Raw genomic sequence first — 22594 nt, 5'->3', positions numbered from 1 at the left:
AGTTTACGAATATTGTAAATACCGGAATTGTTACATTGATACATTATTAGATTGTTACATTAAAAAACTATTTAAGATTATTTAAAGCATTTTCAAGCTTCGGAAGCATCACCTTGATCTCATCCACAGCCAAACCTCCTACGGAAGCACGGAACCAAGGTTCAGACTTTGCTTCTCCGAAAGCTGAGAATGGTACAAGAGCAACACCGGCATCATTAATCAGATAGAAAACTAAGTCGGAAGAATTTTCAATCACAGATCCGTCAGGTTTTGTTTTTCCGATATAATCCAGTCTGATGGTAAGATATAGAGCTCCCATTGGCTCGATGCTTTCTACTGACAATCCTTTTGCTTTCAGATCCTGAATTCCACCGTGAAGAACTTTTAAGCTTTCTTCTAATTTTCCTTTGAAATCTTCCACGAAAACATTTACATTTTCAGGGTTTTCATAGAATTTTGCGGTAGCTTCCTGTTCAGGTTTTGGCGCCCATGCTCCAACGTGCGTCAGAAGAGCTTTCATTTTATCCAAAATATGAGCAGGACCGAATCCCCATCCTACACGTACACCTGTTGCAGCAAGGCATTTAGAGATTCCATCGATATAAATAGTGTATTCCTTAAGTTCAGGGAAAAGAGAAACAGGATCTACATGTTCTGCACCGAAAGTAAGGTTAGAATAGATCTGGTCGTACATCAGGTACAACGGCTTTTCATCTGCTCTTCTTTTTTTGTTTTCTTCAAGAACCAGTTCACAGATATCTGAAAGCTGCTGTCTTGTAAACATTGTTCCTGTAGGATTTAATGGTGAACAAAGCGCTAACAGAACGGCACCGCCTAAATGAGGTCTCAGATCGTCTGCTGTCGGAAGGAAATTATTTTCAGGAGTGGTTTTCACTTCTACAGCTTCTGCGGAAGTAAGGTAAGCGTAATGGTTGTTGTTCCAAGACGGTGTAGGATATACTACTTTATCACCTTCATCTACAATGGTTTTGTAAACTGCATAAATCAAAGGTCTTGATCCCGCAGTAATTAAAATATCGTTCGGTGAATAATCCAGGTTCCATCTGTTTTTCAGGTCTTTGGAAACTTCTGTTCTTAAAGATAAAAGTCCGTTGGCAGGCGGATAATTCGTCAGATTATTCTGATATGCTTTCTGAATCTCTTCCTTCAGCAGTGCCGGGATAGGATATAGATTAGAATTCAGGTCACCAATAGTAAGATTGGCTATCTCCGCTCCTTTTGCTTTTAAATCATTTACTTCATTACCAATTTTTACGATTTCGGAACCAATCAGGTTCGCCGCTAATTTTGAAACTTTCACTTTATTTTTATTTAAATTTACTAATAATTGCTTACCACATTCATTTTTTCACGATTTGTAAGATTAATCTAATTTCAAATCTTTTCTTACATCCTCGATTTTAGCTTCTAATAATTGCAGTTTATTTTTAAAATCTGCTTCAGACGTTACCGTGTCTTTTACAGAGATATAAAATTTAATTTTCGGTTCTGTTCCTGAAGGTCTTACACAAACTTTGGTTCCGTCCTGGGTATAATAAATCAGTACATTCGATTTTGGAATGTCGTTCATTACTTTTGTTTCATTTTTTGAAACAGTGAAACTGGTCTGTTCTTTAAAGTCTTTCACTTCTTCTACCAGTGATCCTGCCAGTTCTTTTGGTGGATTCTCACGGAAATTTTTCATCATATTCTGAATTTCTTCAGCACCTTCTTTTCCTTTTCTGACAATATTCACCAGTCCTTCGTAATACATTCCCAGATCTTCATAGATCTCAATCATGTACTGATACATTGTTCTACCGTTGGCTTTGCACCATGCAGCAATTTCACATGCCACAAGGATACTTCCGCATGAATCTTTATCGCGAACAAAATCTCCGGTCATAAAACCGAAACTTTCTTCACCACCGCAGACAAATTTTTGTGTTCCTTCCGCTTCACGGATCATTTTTCCGATCCATTTGAATCCTGTCAGTCCGGACTTACATTCAACTCCGAATTTCTGAGCAATATCAAAGAAAATATCTGAAGTTACAATCGTAGAACCAATGAACTCTTTTCCGGTGATTCTTCCCTGCTTTCTCCACTCATTTAAAATATAGTAAGTAAGGATTGTATTGGTTTGATTCCCATTCAGAAGCTGCATGTCTCCATCCAGATTTCTTACGGCAATTCCTAATCTGTCACCATCCGGATCTGTTCCGATGACGATATCAGCATTGGTAATTCTTGCCAGATCCATCGCCATTTCCAGTGCGGCAGGTTCTTCCGGGTTTGGAGATTCTACCGTCGTAAAATTACCGCTTGGAATCATCTGTTCTTTTACCAGATCCACTTTTTTGAATCCCGCTTTTTCCAAAGCTTTCGGAATCGTAGTATATGTTGTCCCGTGAATAGACGTGAAAACGATATTTAAATTCTCTTTCCCTACATTCTGGTATGTAGAATTTTCAAGACAGGCATCGATATACACGTCGTCCTGCTCTTCCCCGATCCATTCGATCAGATCATCATTTCCATCAAATTTAATTTCGTCAAATTTCACAGAATATACTTCATTGATAATGGCTTCATCATGGGGCGGTACAATCTGTGCGCCATCGTTCCAGTATACTTTATACCCGTTGTATTCAGGTGGATTGTGAGATGCGGTCAATACAATTCCTCCGTTACATTTTTTGTCTCTTACGGTAAAAGATAATTCAGGAGTTGGTCTGTGATCCTTGAAAAGAAGTACTTTAATTCCGTTTGCTGTTAAAACATCAGCAACAAGTTTCCCGAATTCTTTTGAATTATGGCGAACGTCATAAGCAATCGCTACTTTAATTTCCTCTCCTTTAAACTGCTGAAGCATATAATTGGCCAGTCCCTGTGTAGCCTGTCCCAATGTATATTTATTCAAGCGGTTGGTTCCTACTCCCATGATACCTCTCATTCCTCCAGTTCCGAATTCAAGTTCTCTGTAAAAAGAATCTTCCAGATCCGGGGAATTGCTGTCGATCAATGCCTGTACAGCATCTCTTGTTTCTTTATCGAATGTATCACTTAACCAAAGTTGCGCTTTTTCTAATGTTGTCATATGTGTATTTAAGTTTGGAAGCTGGAAGTTTGAAGATGGAGGAAATTCTACGTCCAAATTCAAAGTTCCTGCTTTTGTTTTACTATTCTGTTTGTTTTTGTTTGGAAGATGAAGCCTTTTTAAGATGGGAGAGATTTTTGTCTCAATTTCCAACTTCCACTTATTTTTTAATTTTATTAATCCGACTTCTACTCCTTAATCCTTTAACTGGTTTCTAAAAGCTATAATCTGATTCATTAAATTATAACTCTCATTATACAAGGTCCTGAATTCTTCTTCTGAAATATAATTTCGATTTTTTGCCTTATACAGGCAGGTCACGGTTTCAGCTAAAGAACGGATTGCATATCCAAGAAATTTCTTAAATTCCGGTTTCGACTGTAAAATACTTCCTTCTGAAATATTAAGTCCTACTGAATCTGACGCCCTCCTTATCTGAGAAGTCAGATTAAAAGCTTCATCTTTTGGAAAACCCTGGGACAATTTAAAGATAATCTCCCCGAAATCCATAGATTTTTGCCAAATAATCAATTTCTCAAATTTGAAACTCATCCATTTCTTTTTTGCCTATGATAACTTCCCTCTTCCATCTCCCATCTTCCTTTCTATTTTAATTAATCCAATTTCTTGTTTTCCACACGAGCCTGCTTATCAATTTTAAAGGCACGGATCGGGTTGTTGTAATAGATGAATTTTGCAGTGTTCTGAATATTTCCTTTGAGAGAATCTTTCACATTAACTTCTGCGTAGTTTCCGTTTTTAGAATCAATATTCAGGTTTTCTATTTTCCAGTAAGGAGCGATCAGACTTGCTGTGTCTGAGATCTTTATCACGGCGTTTTTAGTCAGTCCCAAAAAGTTGGCCCGGCTTTTATTCTGCATATCAATTTCTGCTCTTCTCGTGTTCACTGAACCCATAAATGTAGCATTATTTTTTAAATTAAGCCTAAAATTGTCGGTCTTAATTTCACTCGAAATGTTCATTTCCACAGAGTCTGCAACAGCTACTTTTTCAAGATTATATTTTGAATAAATCGTCACATTATAGAAATCTACTCCTTTTGTACACCGTTTTTCTTTGATAAAAAGGGTCTTGTCTTTTACATCTACATCCAGATTGCCGGCTACATTTGGATAGGTTTCAATTTCCACAAAATTCTTATCCCCTCTGGCATAAAATACACGGAACTTACCTTCCAGATCCAGATTCACAAATTCTGAAACATCCACGTCTTTCCTTTCAATAGTTCCTTTCGGAGAAACTTTTCCGCAGGAAACCGCCGCTACAAGCAGTGATGTGTACCATATTTTTTTCATATTCAATTTAAAATATTCTATATAAAATCATAATTATAGCAAGACTTTCTATTCCCATCAGGACATACAGTACCGATACTCTCCAAAGCAGGCCCGGTTTTGAGTATGAATTTTTAAATGCATTCCAATACGTAACTGCCGGAAAGAGAATGAGAAGTACAACTGAAGCCTTATCCAGAATAGCAAAAATCTTCGCTGCAGGTTGCCACAGACCGATAAGACTTACCATATCATTAAACAAAAATAGGATTAAAATTCCTAACAGGCTTACTGTTCCGATGATAAAATGCTCGGCAATATTCAATTTTATCCTTTTGAAAATGAAAAAAGCATTGACCCCCAACATTGGGATGATTACAAAAAGGATGGTTTTGGAATATTTGGAAAAAAAGTGCAGGATTTTAGCACTGTCTTTCGGAATTTCCGCAGGGTTCAGATCTAAGTAAAAATGCATTGTTAACACATTGAATCCGAACAAAATAAGCAATAATGAAAACAGATTGTAATATTTAATTCTTTTCCCGGAAATATAATCCATCGCCATTCTTCCAGGGCCAAATAAAATGTGTTTCAATGTTCTGAAAAACCTTTCTTCTATATGCCAGATCGATCCTAAAATATCACTTTTAATCAATGAATGAGGGGTAATTCTTGCTGTATCTGCTTTCTGTCCGCAATGAGAACAAAACTCACCGGAGATCTCATAACCGCAGTTCAAACAGCTTTTTGGGTTCATTGTAAAAATCTGTATATTTTATTTTTTCCTGTAAAACCAGGTTTTCGGATCCTTCCCCGCTGACAGTAATAAATAATTTTTGCTTTCATAAGAAATATTCATCACAACAGTATCTACAGCAGGATATTTCATCTTCAAAGTTTTATTTTTTCTTTGATAACTCCCCGATTCTTCCATTGAAATAAAGAAATTGTCTTTATTGAAAGTCAAAGTTCCTGTTCCATATTTGGAATTATTTTCTTTGGACTTCAATGTGTCAATTTCAGTCACTACTCCATCATATAAATCTATGAATTCCCAGGATCCCAGAAGTCTGGAAGAGGTGCAGGAAGACAGAGACAGAAAGGAAAAAATGATGAAAATAAATTTTACCGGCTTGTTTTGCTGTGTTATCAATTTTATAAATTACACACAAATATAAAGAAAAATGGCTTCGGAAATGGTTGTGTAATTGCGTTATCTGCTAATATTTTGTATTTTTTGATTTGTTGAAATGTGTTGGGTTAATTTGTTGGTTTTTCGCCAAGTCGCAAGGATTCTCACCTGCTTTATGTTTTAAGACGCAAGGATTTTATCGAAGATAAAATTGATTACTGCTCAAATCTCTATACGGTAAATCTTACTGAAAAATCTTGATTTTCTTAGCCCTTAATAAAACCTTATAGATTTATGACTATAAAAATATCAATTCAGTAAACCTTGCTGAAAATCTTTGATTTTATTGCGTCTTAAAACAGCATCATTGTAAAACCCTTGCGTCTTCGCGTTTACCAAAAAAAAAGTTAGTTTATTTAATGTGTTGGTTTTTTGCAAAGTCGCAAGGATCCTTACCTGCTTTATGTTGTAAGACGCAAGGATTTTATCTGCGATAAAATTTAATACCGTCATTATGAGGAGTCTATCAACGATTAAAATTATTGTAGATGAATTGGTCGTATTTATTCAAACCTTATAGGTTTTCGAAACCTATAAGGTTTATGACAGAGCTGCTACATTCCGTTCCTGTAAAAACATCAATTCAATAAACCTTACTGAAAATCGTTGATTTTTTTTGCGTCCTAACTACAGCATCATTGTAAAACTTTTGCGCCTTGGCGTTTACCAAAAAAAAGTTAGTTTATTTAATGTGTTGGTTTTCCGCAAAGTCGCAAAGATTCTTACCTTCTTTATGCTTTAAGACGCAAGGATTTTATCTGCGATAAAATTTGATTACTTCTAAAATCTTGATTTTTTAAACCTTAGTACCATCGTTATAAAACCTTATAGGTTTTCGAAACCTATAAGGTTTATGGCAGAGCCGCTACATTCCGTTCCTGTAAAAACATTGATTCAGTAAACCTTGCTGAAAATCTTTGATTTTATTGCGCCTTAACAACAGCGTCATTGTAAAGCCTTTGCGCCTTAGCGATTACCAAAAAAAAATATTTAAATGCTATTCCAATAAAGAAAATTGCAAAAAAAAATCCCCAAAAAGCTCTAGACCTTCCTGGGGATTTTATGAGTTTTTAATGATGTATTTAATGTATTAAATTACTTCATCAATATTATAATTCTTATGTTCTCTGTTCGTTCTGATGATCATTTCACCTAAGAATCCGGCAATGAAAAGCAATGTTCCCATCATCATCATCGTTAGAGCAATAAAAAACCAAGGGTTGTTGGTGATCAAATGACCATAAATTCCTCTCGCTACATCAATCAGTTTTGAAACACCTAACCATAGTGCAGATAGGAAACCTACGATGAACATTACAGTTCCCACCGCACCAAAGAAATGCATGGGCCTTCCTCCGAAACGACTTACAAACCAAAGTGTTACAAGATCCAGGAATCCTCTGATAAATCTTTCGGTTCCGAATTTTGAAGTTCCGTAAGGTCTTGCCTGGTGCTGTACTTCTTTTTCCGTAATTCTTCTGAAACCTGCATTGGCAGCCAATACTGGAATATAACGGTGCATATCTCCGTACACATCAATTGATTTCACCACCTGTTTTTTGTATGCTTTCAAACCACAGTTGAAGTCGTGAAGATAAACGCCTGAAACTTTTCTGGCTGCCGCATTGAACAATTTTGACGGAACATTTTTCGTCATTACATTGTCAAAACGTTTCTTTTTCCAACCTGAAACGATGTCGTAGTTGTCTTCAATAACCATTTTATAAAGTTCCGGAATTTCTTCAGGAAAATCCTGTAAATCAGCATCCATTGTGATCACCACATCTCCGTTTGATCTTTCAAAAGCGGCATGAAGGGCCTGTGATTTACCGTAATTTCTGGAAAATTTTATAGCGTGGATCTGAGGGTGCTGAACCTTCATATTTTCGATAATACTCCATGATAGATCTGTACTTCCGTCATCTACAAACCAGATTTCATATGATAAGCTGTTGGTATAACATACATTATCAATCCTTGAAAAAAGTTCTTCCAGAGAGTCTTCTTCGTTTAATAACGGAATAACTATAGATAAATTCATTTAATTCTAATAAAAATTATTCTTGATTTTCTGTTTCCTGGTAAACGGATCTCGTTCTGAAAAACGCTCCAAAAAACACTGACAAAACTACGTAAAATATAAGAATTGCCGCAAAATATCCTGAAAAATGACTTGCCGTAAGCATATCTTTTCCTTTAACGGCCTTGGGAGAGAAGCTTGGAAGCCTTTCTTTGTACTTTTTGTCTAATTCATCAATATCTTTCTGATGCTTCATAATTTTCCTTGCAGACTGATACTCAGTATCCAATTCATTTTTCTGTCTCTGTACATATTGGTAGTTAAGAAGCTTTTTCGCATCCGTATCTACGAAATTCAGGAAAGCATACATACTGAAGATGGAAAGAATTCCCCCGATGAACATCGGAACAAACGCTCTTGAGAACGCATCTTTAAAACTTACCACTCTATTTTTGTTCCAGAACGACTTTACGGACCAGAACGCGGCTCCCGCATAAATGATCGGCAGCACGAACGCGTTGATTTTCAATGAGGTTTCAAAATAATTGATTCCTGAGAAAAAGAAATATGCTACAAAAAAGATGATCATTGTAGCGATAAAAAGTATAATTCCTAATGTTGATGGACTTTTCGTCATGTTAGATTTTTTAAAAAAAGTTGAAAAATTATTGCACTAAATTCCAGCTGTTTAGCTTTAATACTGCATTTTTTCCACTAATTTTCTTTAATAATATTTTGAAGTTTATAAATTATTCCTACCTTTGCAACGGCAAGTCCTAAACAACCAGCTCCTGAGAACCCTCCAGGGTGGGAACACAGCAAAGGTAATTGGTCGTAGCGGTGTGATTTAGGTAGCTTGCCATTTTTTTTTAATTTAAGTTGAAGTAAGGTAATTGGAAGATTATCTTTTTTTGTTTCTATACTTTTCAACATTTCCATTCTAATTTCCGGATTACCTTTCATTTTTTATTTAAAATTCAAACTCCTCTCCTAATTTAGGAAGCACCAGCTCTACATTTTTATCTGCAAAATGCTTCAGTGCACTTTCGTGATTGATCTCAATGGCAGGAAAAGTATCAAAGTGACAACCGATTACTTTTGGAGTTTTCAATAATTCCGCTGCTGCAAAAGAAGCTTTTCTAGGGCACATCGTGTAGTGGCTTCCGATAGGCAGGATAGACAGGTCAATATTCCCGTAAAGTCTTGGGAACAGCTCCATATCAGCCATTACACCTGTATCTCCGGCCAAATAGATGTTCTTTCCTTCAGGAAGTCTGAAAATATAGCCTACAGGAACACCTCCGTAGCTCCCATCCGGGAACGAACTCGTATGATGAGCCGGTACCATAGAAATTTTAAGATCGTCGATTTTTGCCGATCCTCCTAAGTTCACATCATCTTTATTTTTCGCTGTTTTAAAATAGGCACATACTTCAGGTACCCCAATTACAGTAGCATCCGGATGGTGCTGCAGTACTTCTGCAACATCAGCAATATGATCACCGTGAGCATGAGTCAGTAGGATATAATCGATCTTCTGTGCCGATATATCAAATCCTGATTCCGCTTTTTTGTAATTGTAAAAAGGATCACTTAAAATTGTTTTGTCTTTGTACGTAAACAAAAAACAGTTTTGTCCTAAAAATTGTATTTTCATTTTTAATTGATTTTATTAATTAAGAGATCATTTTCGAATTGATGATTACTTATTTTTCAAGAATAAATTTCAAATAACACCCAAGATGTTACTATGATTATCAAAATTTGGAAAATGATAAGAAGTACTTTTGATTTTATCTTTTTCGTCAAGAGTAAGATGGAAAGTAAAAAATTAAAGATGACGAAAATGGTAAAAATTAAGGCCGTTAAATTAATTTCCCGAAATAATTTTTTAACCCCTCCAAAATAACTCATCAATTCATACAAATATATGATCGCCAACAAAAGTGATACAGAAGAAGTTATTTTGTAGGTGAAAGTATTTTTCATTCTTTATTTCTGGGGAAATTTATCTTCAATCAGGTTTAATTTAATTCCATGTTCAAGATAGGCTTTACAACCATCTAAAACTGTCGTAAAACCGCCTGCATTATCATTAACCGTTCTCAGCAGGTCTTCACCTGACTGGGCATAGCCATAGCTTTTAATGATCACAAGCGTTCCTTTCTCCATTTCTTTAAATTCATAATCCACCTGTACTGCCGGATCGCCCCACTCTGTTTTGATCAGTTGATTAGGAATGATATTGTGAACTTTCACATTGGATTTCATGTCATACATTTCCCATTCCCACGTTACAGATTTCCCTTCTTCCAGTTTCCCGGTAGATTTTGTAAACCAGAACTGTGTGGTCTTCTCAGGATTGATAAATGCTTCAAAAACGTCCGCAACCGGCTTTCTGATCAACATCTGAGCTTCAACAAAAACATCAGTACTCATAGTGGTATTATTTTAGTTAAAAAAATTAAGTCCAAATGCTGTAAGAACGGCCATCATAAAAGTCATGATCCCCACCTGCTTCAGATATTGGTCCAGTTCTTTTGGCTCCTTTACAGTCATGATATTTCTTCTCAGCTTCATCAATGGCAACAGAAGGATCATGACGATAAAAACGTAATAGTTCTGCGCCTGGATAAAACCATTTACCCCTAAAAAGACAAGAATTAAGATTAACGGGAGCTGTAACAACACCATTTCATAGATCATTGCATTTTTAAAGCCTATTCTTAAGGCTAAACTGTTTTTCCCGGAAAGTCTGTCGCTTTCAATATCTCTCATGTTATTCAGGTTTAAAACCGCCATACTCATCATTCCGATGGCTGTTCCCGGCAACAGCATATCCCAGCTGAAGGTTTTCGTAAACAGAAAATAACTTCCGCATACCGAAACCAATCCGAAAAATACAAATACAAAAAGATCTCCCAATCCCATGTATCCATAAGGTTTCTTTCCTACTGTATAACCAATAGCTGCTAAAATACAAGCAACACCCAATCCGATGAAAGTATAAAACTCTTTCATAAAATCAGGGAAAAATGCTACATATAAAAGCCCAATTGTGGCTACAAATGACAGGACAGAAAAAAGAATGACTGCATTTTTCATCTGCTTGGCCGTAATCCTTCCTGAGGCTACCGCTCTCGCTTCCGCTTCATTGATTCTTTTGGCATCAGTTCCTTTTACGCCGTCACCGTAGTCATTGGCATAGTTTGATAAAATTTGGTACAACAGCGTTACTAAAAGAGCCAGAGCAAAAATTCTCCAGTCCCACGTTCCGCCTTCACGGTAAAGCCTCCATTTTGCAATGAAAGCCCCCATAATAATTCCGCTTAATGATAGCGGCAAAGTTCTTAGCCTTGCGGCTTTTATCCAATCCGACATAAATATTTAGATGTTAGATATTAGAAGCTAGAAATTAGATTTAAAAAACGCATAGGTCTAGTATCTAATTTCTAACCTCTAACTTCTTATTTTAAGAGATCCATTGATTTTCTCCGAAGTCCGGTTTTCTTTTTTCAAGGAATGCATTTCTTCCTTCCTGCGCTTCTTCCGTCATGTACGCTAAACGGGTTGCTTCACCGGCAAATACCTGCTGGCCAACCATTCCGTCGTCTGTAAGGTTCATAGCGAATTTCAGCATTCTGATAGACAATGGAGATTTAGCTAAAATTTCCTGCGCCCATTCGTACGCTGTATCTTCTAATTCTGCGTGTGGAATCACTGCATTCACCATTCCCATGTCCATCGCTTCCTGAGCAGAATAATTTCTTCCTAAAAAGAATATTTCCCTGGCTTTTTTCTGTCCTACCATTTTGGCCAGGTAAGCAGATCCGTATCCTCCGTCAAAACTTGTCACATCCGCGTCAGTCTGCTTGAAAATAGCGTGTTCTTTACTCGCTAAAGTAAGATCGCACACCACATGAAGTGAATGTCCGCCGCCCACAGCCCATCCCGGAACCACCGCGATTACCACTTTTGGCATGAAACGGATCAGACGCTGAACTTCAAGAATATTCAAACGATGTCTTCCATCTTCTCCTACGTATCCCTGATGTCCTCTCGCTTTCTGATCTCCTCCGCTACAAAAAGCCCAACCTCCGTCTTTAGGACTTGGTCCTTCTCCGGTAAGCAAAACAACACCTATTGAGGAATCCTCAGAGGCGTCATAAAAAGCATCATACAGTTCGGAAGTCGTTTTTGGACGAAAAGCATTTCGAAGTTCTGGTCTGTTGAAAGCAATTCTTGCTACACCATTACATTTTTTATAGGTAATATCTTCGTATTCTTTGACGGTTTTCCACTCTATCATCTTGTAAAAAATTTTTCTCAAAGATACGGAATTGCAGAGAATTTTTAAGGTGAAATTTAACGATAATACCAGTAAAAAACAGATATGTTTTTCAGGACATTAAAAACAAAAGCCGGAACATTTCTGTTCCGGCTTTCATTTATTATTCAATTAAAGAATAACTATTTCCCCTGTGCTTTAAGCTCAGTTTCTTTAGCTTTCATTTCTTTAACTTTATCCATGTTTTTAGTCACTACATAAATCTCTTTCAAGGCAGTAACAGCATCGATGTTCTTAGGTGCAGCTTTGTACCATCCTTCAGCATACGGAAGTGCTTTCGCAAATCGCTCTCTTCTTGCATCAATCAGCTTGGTCGCTTCATCCGGCTTATCTTTTCTTGTCGCATTGATCTGGTCTACGATTTTAGAATCTTCCCCGATCACTGTATACACAAGATTCTGGTAAGCGTTATCGAAGTCAGGTTTGATCTCGATTGCTTTTTTGAATGATGTGATGGCATCTTCTAAAGAAGCAGGATTTTTAGACTGCATTACCCCAAGATTGTACCAGTTGGTCGCATCATTAGGATTTTTAGCTAACTGCTCTTTAAGAGCTCCGATAAACTTCTCTGTATTTCCTGACTCGTAGTACGCAGTACCCTGAGCGTCTTTAAGTTTAACATTATTCGGATATTTAGCCAATCCTTTTTCAATGATTACTAATGCCTCATTAGGTTTCTTTGCATTAAGAAGTAATGTCGTTAATGTTTCATACAGATCCGGCTCAACACTTGGTGTCTGTTCAGTTTTGAAATCTGAATAGTCATTGTTCTTATTCTTCATAAGATCCCAGGTTGTTTTATCTAAGGGAACTACCTGACCGGATTTTTTCTCTTTTGCAGTATACGTGGTCTGAATACCTGTAAAACCGGAATTGATAAGCTCTGTGTATATTTTGATGGCTTCGTCATTGTTATTGGCTAACGCATAACTCAACCCTGCATAATACATGTAAATCTTATCATCCTGTCCGTTGGTTTTTAGCAAGTTATACACTTCTATAAACTTAGGTGCAGCAACGGTGTAATTTTTTGCAGTATATGCATCCATTGCAGCTTTATTCGTTTCCTGTAACTTGGCATTTACATCGTTCTTCTGACCGAAAACGAAAGCAGAAGCTACGATGGCTATACCTAAAATGAGTTTCTTCATAATAACTATATTATATTAATTGTACTTTTTATTCTTCAGAATCAGAATTCTCATTTTCCTCAGCCGGACTTTCCTTTTCAGCCTGAGGTTCTGTATTGCTTTCCTGGTTATCGGCTACAATTTCTGTCCCTTCTACATTTTCTTCAGAATCATCTTCAACATCTTTGTCCATTTCTACTTTTGCAATCGCTGCAATTTCGTCATTTTTCTTAAGGTTGATCATTCTTACTCCCTGCGTATTTCTACCCATTACTCTCATTTCATCCATATTCATTCTGATGGCAACACCGGACTTATTGATGATCATCAATCCGTCTTCGTCTGTCACATTCTGAATAGCAATCAGATTTCCTGTTTTTTCGGTAATGTTCAGGGTGATAACTCCTTTTCCTCCTCTGTTGGTAATTCTGTAGTCTTCTACAGCAGTTCTCTTCCCATATCCTTTTTCAGATACGACAAGAACCGTTTCTTTGTCCACATCATTCACAACAATCATACCAATTGCTTCATCATCTTCATCCATGCTGATTCCACGAACCCCGATAGATCCTCTACCTACTTCTCTTACTTTTTCTTCAGGGAAACGGATACACTTACCGTTTTTAGTAGCGATCATAATCTGAGAAGTACCATTCGTAAGATATGCACCTAATAACTGGTCATTATCTCTGATCTCAATAGCATTCACACCATTTACCCTTGGTCTTGAATACGCTTCAAGAGACGTTTTCTTAATAGTCCCGTTCTTGGTCACCATTACTACGCTCATCTGGTTAACATATTCAGCGTCTTTCAGGTTGTTGGTTCTGATATAAGCCTTGATCTTGTCATCCTGCTCGATATTGATAAGGTTTTGTACTGCCCTTCCTTTTGAAGTTTTAGATCCTTCAGGAATTTCAAATACCCTTAGCCAATAACATCTACCTTTTTCTGTGAAGAATAACATATACTGGTGATTGGTCGCAGAAACGATGTACTCAAGGAAATCTTCATCCCTTGTGGTTGCCGCTCTGTTTCCTACCCCACCTCTGCTCTGAATTTTGTATTCAGACAGAGAAGTTCTCTTAACATATCCTGCGTGCGAAATCGTAAGAACCACTGCTTCATTCGGGATGATGTCTTCGATAGACATTTCACCTCCTGAGAAGTCAATAGCAGTTCTTCTTTCGTCACCATATTTTTCTTTAATTTCAGCAAGCTCTTCTTTGATGATCTCAAATCTTCTCGGCTCATTCGCCAAGATGTCTTCCAAGTTCATGATCTCTTTCATGATTGCATCGTACTCGTCACGGATCTTATCAAGCTCCATTCCTGTAAGACGTGCCAATCTCAGATCAAGAATAGCCTGAGCCTGGATTTCAGAAAGGTCAAATGCTTCGATCAAACCTTCTTTTGCACCCTGAGGGTTAGCACTGTGACGGATAATCGAGATAGCTCTGTCCAGAGAATCCTGAGCACCGATCACCTTCATGAAACCTTCTAAGATATGCGCTCTTTCTCTCGCTTTCTTAAGCTCAAAATGAGTTCGTCTCACGATCACTTCATGTCTGTGCTCTACGAAGTGATGGATGATATCTTTTAAATTCAGCTGTTCCGGTCTTCCTTTAACCAATGCAATATTATTCACACTGAAAGAAGTCTGAAGTGCTGTATACTTATATAACAGGTTTAAGACAACATTAGGAATCGCATCATTTTTCAGTTCATAAACGACACGCAGACCATTTCTGTCCGATTCGTCTCTGATCTCATGAATTCCTACAATTTTATCATCTTTAACCAATTCAGCTGTTCGGGCGATCATATCCGCCTTATTTACCTGGTAAGGAACTTCTGTAACGATAATTGCATTTCTGTTTCCGATTTCCTCGAAATTCACTTTTGCTCTCAACACTACTCTTCCTCTTCCGGTATGGAAAGCGTCTCTCACTCCGTCGTAACCATAGATAATCCCTCCTGTAGGGAAATCCGGCGCCGTAATGTGGTGCATCAATTCATCGATCGTAATATCTTTATTATCGATATAAGCAGTAATAGCATCTACAGATTCTGATAAATTGTGCGGCGCCATATTGGTAGCCATACCTACAGCGATACCTGATGTTCCGTTTACTAACAGCGTTGGAATTTTTGTAGGCATAACGGTTGGTTCCGTCATACTATCATCAAAGTTATTCTGAAAATCAACGGTTTCCTTATCTAAATCCGAAAGAATATCATCAGATATTTTTTTCAGTCTTGCTTCTGTATAACGCATTGCTGCAGGCGGGTCACCGTCCATTGAACCGAAGTTACCCTGTCCGTCCACCTGTGGATAACGTAAGCTCCAAGGCTGCGCCATTCTTACCATCGCATCGTAAACAGACGAGTCTCCATGCGGGTGGTATTTACCTAAAACATCCCCAACAATTCTGGCAGATTTTAAATGTTTTCTATTAGAAAAAACCCCTAATCCATACATACCATAAAGTACTCTTCTATGAACGGGTTTAAGGCCGTCTCTTACGTCCGGCAACGCTCTTGAAACGATAACCGACATCGAATAATCGATATAAGACGATTTCATTTCATCAACAATGTTGATAGGAATCAGTCTTTCTCCTTCTTTTTGCATAAACAAATTTTATTATAATGACAGTCAGACCTTTAGCTGTGCGTCTGAAAATTATTTATTTCCAATTTTTATTAACGGGCTAATTTACGAAATTTTTACCGATTTTTGCACTAGAATTTATCCACAAAATCTTAAAAATTCATAAAATATGAGCTTATTGAGTATAACTTTCCACTGCACGAAAAACAATATTGAAGAATGGGAAAATTATATTGACGAAACACTGGTCCAGATGGCGGAAAACCTGATGGATGTCAACAAATATATTCTTTCTGAAGTACACACGGATTATATAGACGAAGGTAAGAATTATAATCTTCTTTTGATCTTTGACAATGAAGATCTCAGGGAAGACTTTATTAAAAGTGAAATGCTGAACATTGCAGAAAGGGTCGAGAAAAAATTCGGAACCGAAGTGATGATCTTCAACACATTCCTGAATCCTAAAAAATCCAGATTTTAAATACAAATCAAAAGCCCTGAAAAAATCAGGGCTTTTTTATTTTTCTCAATCTCTGTGATGTTTCTTTCCTTTGTGTCTGTGGCCGCGGCCTCTGTCGTCATCGTCGTAGTAATACACTCTTTTTTTCACATGTCCCGGAGCATAATACCTTGCGCTTCCTCCATACATTTTCTTGGCGTGTCCCGGTGGAACCCTTCTCACATGTTGATCATGCACTACACATGATGACAACATGAACAGGACCGTTACAACTCCCGTCATTTTAATCAAACTTTTCATTTTCTACTTTTTCAAATTTCAATAGGGAGATAACAAGGTTGATGCCAAAATTTGAAAAGAAGTTAGATATGAGAATTTAGAAGTTAGTTTCGGGATATATTTCAAAGTTTCACACAAATATCTAATTTCTAACCTCTAACTTCTGATTACTCTATTATTTCGCTTCTCTTTTCCATCAAGATAACGTCTTTCCACTGTCCGTTCAGCTTTCCGATTTTCTTGCGGACACCTACGGTTCTAAAGCCGTTTTTCTGGTGAAATCTTATGGACGCTTCATTTTCCGGGAAAATACTGGCCTGTAATGTCCAGAATCCGTGGCTTTCGCTGTCGAGAATCATCTTTTTCAGCAACACTGACCCTAAACCTTTCCCTTGATAAGAATTCTCAAAATAAATGCTTACTTCAGCCACTCCTTTATAACATTCTCTTTTGCTTACCAATTTCAAAGCGCACCACCCTACTATTTCATTCGTTTCATTTTCCAATACCCAGCGGCAGTCATTGAAATATTCCATATTCCAGGCTTCGGCCGTAGGAACTTCGGTTTCAAAAGTAGCCATACCGCCTTCCAGCCCCTGTCTGAATATTTCCAACACCCTTTTTTCGTCGCTGGGAAGCATTTCCCGTAATTCGTAATTCATACTATTTAATGGTATTTTCGTTTGTTCCTTCTTTTTATTCTTGAATAATGGGTCTGTGTCTGTGTTTCGTCCTGAGAAACAACGCTGATATTTCCGTCCACTTCAAGAATAGAGAGCTTTACATTCTGTATTTTTTCTACACCATGTTCCCTTATCGCTTCTTCCAGCTCATCACGGGTGATTTTTACCCTGTTCAAGGCAGGTTGATCTATCACTCCATCTCTGATCAGGACTACAGGATCTTCTTCCATGAAGGTTTCGAATTTCCGGTTGGCAAACATGAGCCTTTTTAAAATAAAGTTGGCCGCAAAAAGAACAAGCGCAGCAATAAGACCGCCCTGCAATGAGGTATCCGGTCCCACCATGGCATTCTGAACGGCATTGGAAATAAGGAGCAGCAATACCACATCCCCTGCATTGAGCTGGGAAAGCTGGTTTTTACCAAAAAGACGGATTGCGATTACCATAAAAAGGTAAACACACAACGAACGTAAGACAACATCAAGAATAGGATTCACAAATCATGTTTTATACTCAAATGTATACATTTTTATGATTGGCTCCTCAATTTATTTTTAACCTATTCAATGAAATAAATTAGAAAAATCGGCATAGGGTTTGAGCCTTCAATGAAAAAAAATCACATTCATGATCAAACAATTATTTTTATGCTTAAGCGGCTTTCTGTTTCTCGTAAGCTGTAAAAACAATGAAACCCACCCGTCTGTATCGGCTGATACGGAAATTACCAAAAAGGTTAATCAGCTGTATACGGAATATGACGGTTCAAAAAAATCGATTTACAATCAATCTTTCTCCAACAGTCTGTTTTCTCCGGAACTAAAAAAAACATTGGAAGACGCTATTCACGCATCAGAGGCAGATATTGAAAGGGTAAAAAAAAGCGATCATCCCGATGAAAAACCGCTATTGTTCGAAGGAGCTGTTTTCTCCAGTCTCTATGAAGGATACACCGGATATAAAATAAAATCGGTCAAGGTAGATCCTTCCCGAACCTCAGCCAATGTAGCTATTGAACTTGAATACACCCTTTCGCCACCGAAAATTAAATGGACTGATCATGTACAGTTGATCAATTCCGGTCAAGGCTGGAGAATTGATAATATTCTTTTTGACAGTATTGGAAATACGAAAGACCTGAAGGCAAGCCTAAAAGAATTCACTCAAAACGCCAATAAGTAAAACCTCATCATAAAAAAAGCTGCCCTAAGAGCAGCTTTAATTTTTTAAGGGCATTGAGAAATCGGAACCTCGCTGCATACTACTTTATTCATCCATTCGCAGAATACACAATATTTCTTTGGTTCTCCGCCATACACAGATTTCAAATCGGTTTTTGTTAGTTTCTTTAAATTTTTCATATCGTTTTAATTTTATGTTTAACAAATTTATAACGAATTCATGATCTGTTTATTACAGTTTAATATTTAAAGTTTTCATTATTTATAGGTCATTATGAAAAATTTATACTAAATCAAAAGTAGATCTACCAATAGGGAAATATTGTTTAATATTTAATGCGTATCTTTCACTACACCAAAAACATACACTAAAACAATTAAAAATATGGAAATTATAACAGCCAAAGGAGCCTATTCAGGCCAACTGGATCCCATAAAAAAGACGTTGATTTCTAACGGTCTTCTTTCCGGTCAGGATGATATGGGCAACTACAACAAAGGAATATGTCATGATGTGGTCGCTTATGCTTTATATATGAGAGGTGCCGCGATATCTCCCACTGAACTGGTACAGTATCATGCACAGGGATGGCTTAACAAATTCGATTATTCCGGAGGAGAACAATGGGATGGATATTCCGTGCTTCCCAAAGGAAAGGCCATCGGTTTTTACAGAGTAAGAGATAAGACCTGGTTTCACTCAGCGGTTACTACCGGAAGCGGTTCGGAGATCAGATCTGTGAACGGTTTCTCTTTAGGAACAGCTTGGTCAGTGCCCGTAGATATGAAATGGGTCTTGGGTAAGCGTAATTCTGACGGAACTTTTAATTACGACGGAACTAAAATAGAGGTTTACATCTCTCCTTTATAGAATCCCGGACTCCAACAAGATTTTCATTATTCAAAAAAGTATAATGTTAAAAACAGTCAATAGTAAAGAGCGAACTCCTGTATGGATCGCTCTTTCTGATTTTTATTTGGATACGGAACTTCAGGATTCCGATTTTCGATATATTGCAAAAACAATTCTTGAAAGTCCATATACTTTTGAAGAAGTGAAAACCATTAATACCTATGAAGTTTTCCCGCTTCTTCAGTCCAACCTGCTTCAACCCGCGGGTGAATGGGCCTGTTTTAATGAAAAATGGCTGGTTGAGGCTATTACCGCTCATCTTGAAACCAAAAACAGGTTTAAAAATCTGATGATTCGGATCGGTTACAAGAAATATGGGTGGATGCAGGAGGATTATTGGGAAAAGCTTGAAAGTATCTACAATGAAATGAAGAGGAAATAAAAAAGAATCTGCTTTCACAAATTCTTTTTTTATATACTTAAATAGATATTTTCTTATTCCAGTTCCCGTTTCAAAAACTTCCCGGTTAAACTCTTCTTAGACTTGACAATCTCTTCAGGAGTTCCCTGGGCTACGATCTGTCCGCCGTGTTTTCCGCCTTCCGGTCCTACGTCGATGATATGGTCGGCCAGTTTGATCACATCCATATTATGTTCAATGATAATGAATGAGTTCCCAAGTTCTACCAGCTGATTGATGGCTTCCATCAGGATTTTTACATCTTCAAAGTGGAGTCCGGTTGTAGGCTCATCTAAAATATAAAGCGTATTTCCGGTCTGTCTTTTTGAAAGTTCCGTAGCAAGCTTGATACGCTGTGCTTCACCTCCTGAAAGGGTCGTCGATTGTTGTCCAAGAGTAATATATCCCAATCCTACATCCTGAAGGGTTTTCACCTTAGCAAAGATCTTAGGAATCGGCTGGAAGAAGTCTACCGCTTCATCAATGGTCATATCCAGTACGTCGGAGATTGATTTTCCTTTATAACGTACTTCGAGAGTTTCTCTGTTGAAACGTTTTCCGTTACAGGTTTCGCAGTGAACATAAACGTCCGGAAGGAAATTCATTTCAATCACTTTCAGTCCGCCACCCTGACAGGTTTCACATCTTCCGCCTTTTACGTTGAATGAGAATCTTCCCGGCTTGTAGCCACGGATCTTACTTTCCGGAAGTTCTGCAAAAAGATTTCTGATGTCTGTAAACATTCCGGTGTAGGTCGCAGGATTTGAACGGGGTGTTCTTCCGATCGGCGTCTGGTCTACGTCTACAATTTTATCAATATTATCGAGTCCTTCAATCTTCTTATACGGAAGAGGTTCCTGAACGGCTCTGTAGAAATGTTTGTTAAGGATCGGGTATAAAGTTCCGTTGATCAGAGAAGATTTTCCGCTTCCTGAAATTCCGGTTACCACCACCAGTTTTCCTAATGGAATATCAAGCGTGACATTTTTAAGGTTATTTCCTGTAGCTCCCTTTAAAAGAATGTTTTTTCCGTTTCCGGCTCTTCTTTCTGCAGGAACTTCAATTTTCCTTTTTCCGTTGATGTATTGCGCAGTAATCGTATCTGCTTTTAAAAGATCTTTCGGTTTGCCCTGCCACAATATTTCTCCTCCGAATTTTCCCGCTCTCGGACCGATATCCAGCACCTCATCGGCTTCCAGGATCATATCTTTGTCATGTTCAACAACAATTACGGAGTTTCCGATGTCTCTAAGGTTCTTTAATGAACTGATCAGTCTTTCATTATCTCTCTGGTGAAGCCCGATACTCGGTTCATCCAGAATATACAATACATTCACAAGCTGTGAGCCGATCTGTGTTGCCAAACGGATCCTTTGAGATTCTCCTCCGGAAAGTGTTTTCGAGCTTCTGCTTAAGCTCAGATACTCCAAACCTACATCCAGAAGGAACTGAAGTCTTGTTTCAATTTCCTTTAAGATCTCGTAGGCGATGATTTTATTTTTCTCTGAGAACTTATCTTTAATGTGGGATAACCATTCTTTTAAATCGGATAAGCTTAAAGCATTTACCTCAGCGATATGCATTCCGTCTATCTTAAAGCTTAAACTTGCCGGCTGAAGACGGGTTCCTCCGCACTCCGGGCAGGTTTCTTCAGTGGTGAAGTGTCTTTCCAACAGAACGGCTTCGTAAGATTCTCTTTCGTCGATGATCTCTTCCATAAAAGTGATCAGACCATCGAAGCTTATTTTTATCTTTTTGGTAATTCCTGCGTATTTCAGGTCTTTGTTAAATTCTTTGTGACATCCGTTGTAAATGTAATCCAGAGCTTCTTCAGGAATATCCTGCATTGGCGTGGCCATTCCCAATCCAAAGATCTCAAGGATATTTTTAATCTGAGACAGGATCCATTTGTTGGATTTAATATCTTCCAACGGCAATAATCCTCCCTGATTAATGGAGAGTTTAGAATTTTCAATAAAATAATCTGTATTGATCTTTTTAATAGTTCCCAATCCTTTACAATCCGGACAGCTTCCTTTCGGAGAGTTGAAAGAGAATGTATTCGGTTCCGGAAGCGCCAGTGAATGACCTGTTTCGGCATCCATCAGGTTTTTCGAGAAATATTCGATGTCTGTGCTTCCCAGTTTCTGAATTCCGATGATCCCTTCACCCATTTCCATAGCGGTACGCAGAGATTTCTCCATTCTGGTTTCAGAGGCGTTTTCCCCGATGATCCAACGGTCGATGACGATATCGATATCGTGGGTTTTATAACGGTCAAGTTTCAGATCGTATTCAATATCCTGAAGTTCACCGTCGATTCTTGCCTGGCCATAGCCTTTCTTGGCCATCTGCACGAAAAGTTCATGGTAATGTCCCTTTCTGGAACGTACCACAGGAGCCATCAGCATTATTTTTTCGCCTTTATAATTTTCTTTGATCGTATCCAGGATCTGGTCTTCCGTGTAGCTTACCAATCTTTTCCCTGTAGACAGAGAGTAGGCATCGGAAACCCTTGCATATAAAAGACGCAGGTAATCATAAAGCTCAGTAACCGTTCCTACCGTGGAACGTGGGTTTTTATTGGTTGTTTTCTGCTCGATGGCAATAACCGGAGAAAGTCCTTCGATTTTGTCTACGTCAGGACGCTCCAAACCGCCTAAAAACTGACGCGCATACGCTGAAAATGTTTCAATATAACGGCGCTGTCCTTCGGCAAAGATCGTATCAAAAGCCAAAGAAGATTTTCCGCTTCCGGAAAGCCCGGTAATCACTACCAGCTCGTTTCGCGGGATCTTAACATTAATATTTTTAAGGTTGTGTTCACGTGCTCCGTAAACTTCTATATATTCTGTTGATTTGCTCATAATTTGAAGTGACTCTGCCTGAAAATCACGATGTGCAAAATTACGGAATTTTATGGAATTGTATGAACCGGAAAGTTTTTATTAAAGTTTAATTTTAGTTAAATTTTCA

Annotated in this window: 23 protein-coding genes and 1 other RNA gene; 5 read left to right on the top strand and 19 right to left on the bottom strand. The window is 37.8% G+C overall.

All coding sequences use genetic code 11. From position 1 onward, the window contains the following. Positions 1-67 precede the first annotated feature (67 nt). From N0B48_RS20660 to N0B48_RS20625, 8 genes are all read right to left on the bottom strand, one after another. Complete coding sequence (locus tag N0B48_RS20660) at positions 68-1321, bottom strand: pyridoxal phosphate-dependent aminotransferase (RefSeq protein WP_259841129.1); 1254 nt, start codon at positions 1319-1321, stop codon at positions 68-70. A gap of 63 nt (positions 1322-1384) precedes the next feature. Continuing rightward, complete coding sequence (locus N0B48_RS20655; RefSeq protein WP_259841181.1) at positions 1385-3100, bottom strand: phospho-sugar mutase; 1716 nt, start codon at positions 3098-3100, stop codon at positions 1385-1387. A gap of 195 nt (positions 3101-3295) precedes the next feature. Continuing rightward, positions 3296-3652, bottom strand: a complete 357-nt coding sequence (locus N0B48_RS20650) for a four helix bundle protein (RefSeq protein ID WP_259841127.1) — start codon at positions 3650-3652, stop codon at positions 3296-3298. A gap of 62 nt (positions 3653-3714) precedes the next feature. Beyond that, entirely contained in the window at positions 3715-4416 is a 702-nt protein-coding gene (locus N0B48_RS20645) for a GIN domain-containing protein (RefSeq protein WP_259841125.1), read from the bottom strand. A 7-nt stretch (positions 4417-4423) separates the two neighbouring features. After that, positions 4424-5152 carry a DUF3667 domain-containing protein gene (locus N0B48_RS20640; RefSeq protein ID WP_259841123.1) on the bottom strand — a complete coding sequence of 243 codons (729 nt, stop codon included), beginning with the start codon at positions 5150-5152 and terminating at the stop codon, positions 4424-4426. Between the two features lie 18 nt (positions 5153-5170). Further along, positions 5171-5548 (bottom strand): hypothetical protein, encoded by a 378-nt coding sequence (locus N0B48_RS20635; protein ID WP_259841121.1) that lies wholly within the window; start codon positions 5546-5548, stop codon positions 5171-5173. A gap of 1129 nt (positions 5549-6677) precedes the next feature. Then, positions 6678-7628, bottom strand: coding sequence for a glycosyltransferase family 2 protein (locus N0B48_RS20630; RefSeq protein WP_259841119.1), 951 nt, complete (start codon positions 7626-7628; stop codon positions 6678-6680). A gap of 16 nt (positions 7629-7644) precedes the next feature. Next, positions 7645-8244 (bottom strand): DUF4199 domain-containing protein, encoded by a 600-nt coding sequence (locus N0B48_RS20625; RefSeq protein WP_259841117.1) that lies wholly within the window; start codon positions 8242-8244, stop codon positions 7645-7647. A gap of 130 nt (positions 8245-8374) precedes the next feature. Between N0B48_RS20625 and ffs the strand changes: the two genes are divergently transcribed. Then, positions 8375-8472: signal recognition particle sRNA small type (gene ffs / locus N0B48_RS20620), an RNA gene on the top strand. A gap of 105 nt (positions 8473-8577) precedes the next feature. Here ffs and N0B48_RS20615 read toward each other — a convergent pair. The 6 genes from N0B48_RS20615 to gyrA all read right to left on the bottom strand — a co-directional run bounded on the left by N0B48_RS20615 (position 8578) and on the right by gyrA (position 15720). Further along, a complete protein-coding gene (locus N0B48_RS20615; RefSeq protein WP_259841115.1) occupies positions 8578-9264 on the bottom strand; it encodes a metal-dependent hydrolase in 687 nt (228 codons plus the stop codon). A gap of 335 nt (positions 9265-9599) precedes the next feature. Next, a complete protein-coding gene (locus N0B48_RS20610; protein ID WP_259841113.1) occupies positions 9600-10046 on the bottom strand; it encodes an SRPBCC family protein in 447 nt (148 codons plus the stop codon). Between the two features lie 12 nt (positions 10047-10058). Then, on the bottom strand, positions 10059-10988 hold the full coding sequence (gene menA, locus N0B48_RS20605) for a 1,4-dihydroxy-2-naphthoate octaprenyltransferase (RefSeq protein WP_259841112.1): 930 nt from the start codon (positions 10986-10988) through the stop codon (positions 10059-10061). A gap of 91 nt (positions 10989-11079) precedes the next feature. Continuing rightward, positions 11080-11916 (bottom strand): 1,4-dihydroxy-2-naphthoyl-CoA synthase, encoded by an 837-nt coding sequence (locus N0B48_RS20600; protein WP_034725441.1) that lies wholly within the window; start codon positions 11914-11916, stop codon positions 11080-11082. 161 nt (positions 11917-12077) lie between these two features. After that, positions 12078-13106 carry a tetratricopeptide repeat protein gene (locus N0B48_RS20595; protein ID WP_259841108.1) on the bottom strand — a complete coding sequence of 343 codons (1029 nt, stop codon included), beginning with the start codon at positions 13104-13106 and terminating at the stop codon, positions 12078-12080. Positions 13107-13134: 28 nt separating this feature from the next. Next, a complete protein-coding gene (gene gyrA / locus N0B48_RS20590) occupies positions 13135-15720 on the bottom strand; it encodes a DNA gyrase subunit A (RefSeq protein WP_259841107.1) in 2586 nt (861 codons plus the stop codon). A 148-nt stretch (positions 15721-15868) separates the two neighbouring features. Here gyrA and N0B48_RS20585 point away from each other — a divergent pair, with 148 nt between their 5' ends. Next, positions 15869-16183, top strand: a complete 315-nt coding sequence (locus N0B48_RS20585; RefSeq protein ID WP_034725437.1) for a DUF4286 family protein — start codon at positions 15869-15871, stop codon at positions 16181-16183. A gap of 45 nt (positions 16184-16228) precedes the next feature. On the opposite strand, the gene N0B48_RS20580 is transcribed toward N0B48_RS20585, so the two are convergent. From N0B48_RS20580 to N0B48_RS20570, 3 genes are all read right to left on the bottom strand, one after another. Continuing rightward, a complete protein-coding gene (locus N0B48_RS20580; RefSeq protein ID WP_072923909.1) occupies positions 16229-16462 on the bottom strand; it encodes a hypothetical protein in 234 nt (77 codons plus the stop codon). A gap of 146 nt (positions 16463-16608) precedes the next feature. Continuing rightward, positions 16609-17103 carry a GNAT family N-acetyltransferase gene (locus tag N0B48_RS20575; RefSeq protein ID WP_259841103.1) on the bottom strand — a complete coding sequence of 165 codons (495 nt, stop codon included), beginning with the start codon at positions 17101-17103 and terminating at the stop codon, positions 16609-16611. 5 nt (positions 17104-17108) lie between these two features. Next, a complete protein-coding gene (locus tag N0B48_RS20570) occupies positions 17109-17621 on the bottom strand; it encodes a DUF421 domain-containing protein (RefSeq protein ID WP_259841101.1) in 513 nt (170 codons plus the stop codon). 130 nt (positions 17622-17751) lie between these two features. On the opposite strand from N0B48_RS20570, the gene N0B48_RS20565 reads away from it, so the two are divergent. Continuing rightward, positions 17752-18306 carry a YqhG/Tai3 family protein gene (locus N0B48_RS20565; RefSeq protein WP_259841099.1) on the top strand — a complete coding sequence of 185 codons (555 nt, stop codon included), beginning with the start codon at positions 17752-17754 and terminating at the stop codon, positions 18304-18306. A 44-nt stretch (positions 18307-18350) separates the two neighbouring features. Here the strand turns inward: N0B48_RS20565 and N0B48_RS20560 are convergent, their stop codons facing one another. Beyond that, on the bottom strand, positions 18351-18485 hold the full coding sequence (locus tag N0B48_RS20560; RefSeq protein WP_259841097.1) for a bacteriocin-like protein: 135 nt from the start codon (positions 18483-18485) through the stop codon (positions 18351-18353). Between the two features lie 205 nt (positions 18486-18690). Between N0B48_RS20560 and N0B48_RS20555 the strand changes: the two genes are divergently transcribed. Together N0B48_RS20555 and N0B48_RS20550 are read left to right on the top strand one after the other, a co-directional pair. Then, entirely contained in the window at positions 18691-19176 is a 486-nt protein-coding gene (locus tag N0B48_RS20555; protein ID WP_259841096.1) for a hypothetical protein, read from the top strand. A 43-nt stretch (positions 19177-19219) separates the two neighbouring features. Further along, entirely contained in the window at positions 19220-19600 is a 381-nt protein-coding gene (locus N0B48_RS20550; RefSeq protein ID WP_259841094.1) for a DUF7079 family protein, read from the top strand. Between the two features lie 53 nt (positions 19601-19653). On the opposite strand, the gene uvrA is transcribed toward N0B48_RS20550, so the two are convergent. After that, positions 19654-22485, bottom strand: a complete 2832-nt coding sequence (uvrA, locus tag N0B48_RS20545) for an excinuclease ABC subunit UvrA (RefSeq protein ID WP_259841092.1) — start codon at positions 22483-22485, stop codon at positions 19654-19656. Between the last annotated feature and the right edge of the window lie 109 nt (positions 22486-22594).

Source organism: Chryseobacterium herbae (genome assembly GCF_025154075.1).
In the GTDB taxonomy this organism is placed as follows: Bacteria; Bacteroidota; Bacteroidia; order Flavobacteriales; family Weeksellaceae; genus Chryseobacterium; species Chryseobacterium herbae.
Note: the sequence above shows the minus strand (reverse complement) of the source record. Positions and strands in the feature narration are given on the sequence as shown.

Excerpts from the sequence above, each read along its gene's own strand:
- N0B48_RS20655 (WP_259841181.1), bottom strand. The coding sequence starts at position 3,100 with ATGACAACATTAGAAAAAGCGCAACTTTGGTTAAGTGATACATTCGAT.
- N0B48_RS20650 (WP_259841127.1), bottom strand. The coding sequence starts at position 3,652 with ATGAGTTTCAAATTTGAGAAATTGATTATTTGGCAAAAATCTATGGAT.
- N0B48_RS20645 (WP_259841125.1), bottom strand. The coding sequence starts at position 4,416 with ATGAAAAAAATATGGTACACATCACTGCTTGTAGCGGCGGTTTCCTGC.
- N0B48_RS20640 (WP_259841123.1), bottom strand. The coding sequence starts at position 5,152 with ATGAACCCAAAAAGCTGTTTGAACTGCGGTTATGAGATCTCCGGTGAG.
- N0B48_RS20630 (WP_259841119.1), bottom strand. The coding sequence starts at position 7,628 with ATGAATTTATCTATAGTTATTCCGTTATTAAACGAAGAAGACTCTCTG.
- N0B48_RS20625 (WP_259841117.1), bottom strand. The coding sequence starts at position 8,244 with ATGACGAAAAGTCCATCAACATTAGGAATTATACTTTTTATCGCTACA.
- N0B48_RS20615 (WP_259841115.1), bottom strand. The coding sequence starts at position 9,264 with ATGAAAATACAATTTTTAGGACAAAACTGTTTTTTGTTTACGTACAAA.
- N0B48_RS20610 (WP_259841113.1), bottom strand. The coding sequence starts at position 10,046 with ATGAGTACTGATGTTTTTGTTGAAGCTCAGATGTTGATCAGAAAGCCG.
- menA (WP_259841112.1), bottom strand. The coding sequence starts at position 10,988 with ATGTCGGATTGGATAAAAGCCGCAAGGCTAAGAACTTTGCCGCTATCA.
- N0B48_RS20600 (WP_034725441.1), bottom strand. The coding sequence starts at position 11,916 with ATGATAGAGTGGAAAACCGTCAAAGAATACGAAGATATTACCTATAAA.
- N0B48_RS20595 (WP_259841108.1), bottom strand. The coding sequence starts at position 13,106 with ATGAAGAAACTCATTTTAGGTATAGCCATCGTAGCTTCTGCTTTCGTT.
- gyrA (WP_259841107.1), bottom strand. The coding sequence starts at position 15,720 with ATGCAAAAAGAAGGAGAAAGACTGATTCCTATCAACATTGTTGATGAA.
- N0B48_RS20585 (WP_034725437.1), top strand. The coding sequence starts at position 15,869 with ATGAGCTTATTGAGTATAACTTTCCACTGCACGAAAAACAATATTGAA.
- N0B48_RS20580 (WP_072923909.1), bottom strand. The coding sequence starts at position 16,462 with ATGAAAAGTTTGATTAAAATGACGGGAGTTGTAACGGTCCTGTTCATG.
- N0B48_RS20575 (WP_259841103.1), bottom strand. The coding sequence starts at position 17,103 with ATGAATTACGAATTACGGGAAATGCTTCCCAGCGACGAAAAAAGGGTG.
- N0B48_RS20565 (WP_259841099.1), top strand. The coding sequence starts at position 17,752 with ATGATCAAACAATTATTTTTATGCTTAAGCGGCTTTCTGTTTCTCGTA.
- N0B48_RS20560 (WP_259841097.1), bottom strand. The coding sequence starts at position 18,485 with ATGAAAAATTTAAAGAAACTAACAAAAACCGATTTGAAATCTGTGTAT.
- N0B48_RS20555 (WP_259841096.1), top strand. The coding sequence starts at position 18,691 with ATGGAAATTATAACAGCCAAAGGAGCCTATTCAGGCCAACTGGATCCC.
- N0B48_RS20550 (WP_259841094.1), top strand. The coding sequence starts at position 19,220 with ATGTTAAAAACAGTCAATAGTAAAGAGCGAACTCCTGTATGGATCGCT.
- uvrA (WP_259841092.1), bottom strand. The coding sequence starts at position 22,485 with ATGAGCAAATCAACAGAATATATAGAAGTTTACGGAGCACGTGAACAC.